General features: G+C 70.3%; 6 protein-coding genes. 2 read left to right on the forward strand and 4 right to left on the reverse strand.

Annotated features, from left to right (window positions below; genetic code table 11):
- On the forward strand, positions 1-1,860 hold a 1,860-nt coding region (locus tag BN903_RS09920), incomplete at its 5' end, for a S9 family peptidase (RefSeq protein ID WP_048077573.1).
- 21 nt (positions 1,861-1,881) lie between these two features.
- Here the strand turns inward: BN903_RS09920 and BN903_RS09925 are convergent.
- From BN903_RS09925 to BN903_RS09940, 4 genes are all read right to left on the reverse strand, one after another.
- The gene (locus tag BN903_RS09925; protein ID WP_048077574.1) at positions 1,882-2,256 is read right to left on the reverse strand and encodes a helix-turn-helix domain-containing protein; all 375 of its coding nucleotides are present in this window, start codon (positions 2,254-2,256) and stop codon (positions 1,882-1,884) included.
- A 55-nt stretch (positions 2,257-2,311) separates the two neighbouring features.
- Complete coding sequence (locus tag BN903_RS09930) at positions 2,312-2,551, reverse strand: hypothetical protein (RefSeq protein ID WP_048077575.1); 240 nt, start codon at positions 2,549-2,551, stop codon at positions 2,312-2,314.
- A gap of 50 nt (positions 2,552-2,601) precedes the next feature.
- Positions 2,602-3,288, reverse strand: a complete 687-nt coding sequence (locus tag BN903_RS09935) for a DUF5828 family protein (RefSeq protein ID WP_048077576.1) — start codon at positions 3,286-3,288, stop codon at positions 2,602-2,604.
- Between the two features lie 62 nt (positions 3,289-3,350).
- Positions 3,351-3,614 (reverse strand): hypothetical protein, encoded by a 264-nt coding sequence (locus BN903_RS09940; RefSeq protein ID WP_048077577.1) that lies wholly within the window; start codon positions 3,612-3,614, stop codon positions 3,351-3,353.
- Between the two features lie 125 nt (positions 3,615-3,739).
- Here BN903_RS09940 and BN903_RS09945 point away from each other — a divergent pair.
- On the forward strand, positions 3,740-4,102 hold a 363-nt coding region (locus tag BN903_RS09945; protein WP_048077578.1), incomplete at its 3' end, for a cupin domain-containing protein.

The raw sequence follows: 4,102 nt of genomic DNA on the forward strand, positions 1-4,102 counted from the left end.
GACCGCCAGCAGCTGTGGGTCCTCCCGGTCGACGGGGGCGAGGCCCGCCGCCTCACCGATGTGGTCGGCGGCGTCTCGCAGATCGCGTGGTCGCCCGACGGGGAGCGGATCGCGTTCGTCCAGTCGGTGACGGCCGACGACCGCGACGCGGACCGCGACCTCGCCGTGCCCGACGAGTACGAGCCGGACGACCACCCCGACCCGCGCGTGATCGACCGGACCGTCTACCGGTCCATGGAGCGGTACTTCGACGGCCGCCGACCGGGCGTGTACGTCGCTGACGCGGACGCGACCGTCGGGGGCGTCACCGACCCCGACCCGGCCGATTCGGGCTCGATCGAGCGGATCACCGACCGCGACGCCGACTTCGCGGCCCCGACGTGGGGCGACGCCGACACGCTGTACTACACCGAGGCGGTCGGCGACGACCCCGACGACTCCGTCGAGATCGCGATCTGCGCCCGGGATCTCGCCGCCGGCGACGACGAGCGCGTCCACAGCACGACCGGATGGGGGGCCGACCTCGCGGCGGCCGCCGACGGCCGCGTCGCGTTCACCCACGCGGAGCCGGATCAGGTGTCGATGCGCCCGACCGACCTCCGCGTCCTCGACGCGGCGTCCGGGGACGTCACTGACCTCACCGCCGACCTCGACCGCGGCCTCGGCCGGGGAACGACGCCGCAGTGGGGGCCCGACGAGGAGACGCTCTACTTCGCGACGCCCGACGAGGGGAAGACGGCGCTGTGGCACGTCCCCGCCGACGGGAGCGCGGACCCCGAACGCCTCCTCCGTCCCGGAACGGTCTCGGGCGCGACCGTCGGCGGCGAGACCGATGCCGGACCCGAGTCGGTCGCGGTCGCGTACGCCGCCAGCGAGTGGGACCAGCCGGGGGATGCGTTCGCCTACGACGCCGCGGCGGACGAGACGACCCGCCTGACCGAACTGAACGCCGACTACCTCGCCGAGCGCGCGGTCGGCGAACCCGAGGAGATCCGGTTCGAGTCCGACGGCGTCGAGATCCAGGGGTGGCTGCTGACGCCGCCCGCAGAGGTCGACGCCGACGAGTCCGCCGCTCCCGACGAGCCGTACCCGCTCGCGGTCGAGATCCATGGCGGCCCGCACGCGATGTGGTCGACCGCGGGGACGATGTGGCACGAGTTCCAGACGCTTGCGGCCCGCGGCTACGCCGTCTTCTGGTCGAACCCGCGCGGCTCGACCGGCTACGGCGAGGAGTTCATGCAAGCCATCGAGCGCGACTGGGGCGCGGTCACCATGCGCGACGTGATGGCGGGCGTCGAGACGGTCGCCGACCGGCCCGAGATCGACGCGTCGAACGCGTTCGTCACCGGCGGCTCCTTCGGCGGGTTCATGACCGCGTGGGCGGTCGGACAGACCGACTACTTCGACGCGGCCGTCTCACAGCGCGGCGTCTACGACCTCACCGGGTTCTACGGCTCGACCGACGCCGCCTACAAGCTCGTCGAGGGCGACTTCGACACGGTCCCGTCCGAGGAGCCGGAGTGGCTCTGGGAGCAGTCGCCGACGGGCCACGCCGACGCGGTCGACACCCCGACGCTGTTGATCCACTCCGAGGACGACACGCGGACGCCGATCTGTACGGCGGAGCTGTACCACCGGATCCTCCGAAAGAACGGCGTCGACACGCGGTTCGTCAGGTACCCCCGCGAGGGCCACGAGCTCTCCCGGTCCGGCGAGCCGGCGCACGTCGTCGACCGGATCGAACGGATCGCGCGCTGGTTCGACGGTTACTCCGAGTACCACGACACCGAGCGCGCGCTCGACCGTCCCGAAGACGACGGACTGACCGCGGGCGAGGAGTCGGACGAGGCGGAGAAGTAGGCGTCCGCGCCGTCCCCCGACTCAGCGCTCGTCGGGGTCGAACGCGTCGATGGCGTCGTGGACGTCTCCGACCCACTCGTCGAGGGCGTCGTGGAGCCGCCGCTTGGCCTCGGGCACGGGGATCGCGGTGTACTGGTAGACGTACCCGCCGGAGTCGAGCAGGCGGCGACGGCGCTCGACGAGCCCCTTCTCCCGTAACGTCGACAGCGACCGGTTCACGTTCGACCGGTCCCGGTCGAGGGCGTCGGCGAGTTCCGAGACGGTGCTGCCGGGGTTGTCGAGCAGCGCGAGGTACGCCCGGCTCTCGTGGTCGCGCACGCCGAAGACGCAAGAGAGGACGTGCTCGAACGAGGGAGACCGATCGCCGACGAGGTCCTCGATTTCGGGGTCGCTCATGTCGACCGATTCGCGCGGGGCGAGGTTAAATGCCGGTCTTCGTCGCTCGGCCGGCTCACTCCTCGGCGGCGTATCCCATCTGGTCGATACACCCGCGCATCCCCGACTCGTCCGCGTGTCGGTGGAGGTTTGTCGGCGTGTCGCAGTGGTACGTCTCCCCGTCGTACCGGAGGGCGACCTCGTGGCTGGCCCCGGCGACCTCGACATCGACGAGAATCCGCCGTCCGTCGTTGAGCGCGTCGATGAGTTCGTCGACGGCCAACTCCCCCGCCTCGACCCGGAGTACCTCGCTCATAGGTTCGATTCGACGGTCGGCGAGTTAAAGCCGACCATGTCCCGCGACGCTCACGTCGTCGTCGAGTCCGGGCCGCCCTCCTCGGCCGGCGGCTCGACGCCCTCCGCGGCGGCGACGTCCTCGGTCCGTTTCTCGGTGTCGACGTGCCAGCGGTCTATCTCCGACTCGTAGTCGCCGAGCACGGCCGACACCTCGTCTTTCAGCTCGTCGTCGTTGACGTTCACCTCGAAGACGAACGTCTCGCCGTCCTCCGCGCGGGCGACCTCCTGGATGTTGGCGCTGACCAGCTCGTTGTCGAAGTAGTACGGTGCCATCTGGGTCATCACGTTGCGGTAGACGGCGTCTTCGACCTTTCTGAGCGCCTTCCGGCTGGCCGAGTCCGCCGCGCGAGCGACGTGTTCGATCGACTCGCCCCAGCTCTCGCGAGCGCTCTCGGTGTCGTTCTCCTCGACCTGCTCGTAGGACTCGGTGAGCTTCTCGCCGGCCGTCTGGAGGTCGTCGCCGGGCGATTTCCCCGCCCGCTCGCCTTTCCCCTCGTCGACGGACGCCTGCGCCGCGGTCTTCTCCGAGACGTCCTCGTCGATTCGCTCGTGGGTCTTGGGTCGCCACTCGTCGAACTCGTAGTAAGGCCCGCCGTCGACGCCGACCTCTCGGAGCGCGAGAGCGACCCGCTCGCCGTGTTCGACGACGTCGCCCCAGTCGCCGCGCATCTTGAATCCGGAGATGCTCTCTTCCATCGATTGGCCTCGCTACGGAACGGACGCGTATAAATCTCTCCGAACTGACGTGAGCCGAGGGGTTACTTCCCGTAGGCGATCCGGCGGCCGAGCCCGTTGATCCGCTCTTTGAGGTCGCCGAGGTAGCCGGCGGGCGAGATACGGCGGAGCGACGACTCGTCGACCTCGATCCGCTCGTCGGCGAACGGGTCGCGCTCGGCTCGCTCCTCGGAGGACTGGTCGTCCGCCACCGCCCCCACCACGGTCGACATCGAACAGCGGCCGCACGCCTCCGCCGTGATATCGGCGTCGACTGGCTCCGGTGTGCGTGACTCGTCCCCTGACATGGCTTCTCACCCCACGGTAGGCGGTTCTCGCACTTAAAACTGCGCTCCACGCCCCCGTGTGGGATTCCCGCGCGGCGCGGCCCGTTTCCCGACGCGCTTTTACTCGCTCCGTGGAATCAGTTCGCATGGGATATCGCGTCGTCGACGTCGACTCGGTCGAACCGGAGTCGGGCCGCCCCTGCGAGTGTCGGAAGCTGGCCGAACCGGGCGGACTCGACGCCGCGGCGATCAACCGGTTCCGCGCCGATCCCGGCGAGCAGCTCCCCTTGGCGTACCACTACCACCAGACCCAACAGGAGGCGTTCTACGTCCTCGACGGGACGCTCGCGGTCGAGACCCCGGAGCGGACCTACGAGGTGCCGGCCGACGACCTGTTCGTGGTCGACCCCGAGAGCCCGCAGCGCGCGTACAACCCCGCGGACGCGGACGAGCCGGTGACCGTGTTAGCCGTCGGCGCACCGCCCGCGTCCGGCGACGCCGTCGCGTAC

Source organism: Halorubrum sp. AJ67 (assembly GCF_000513435.1).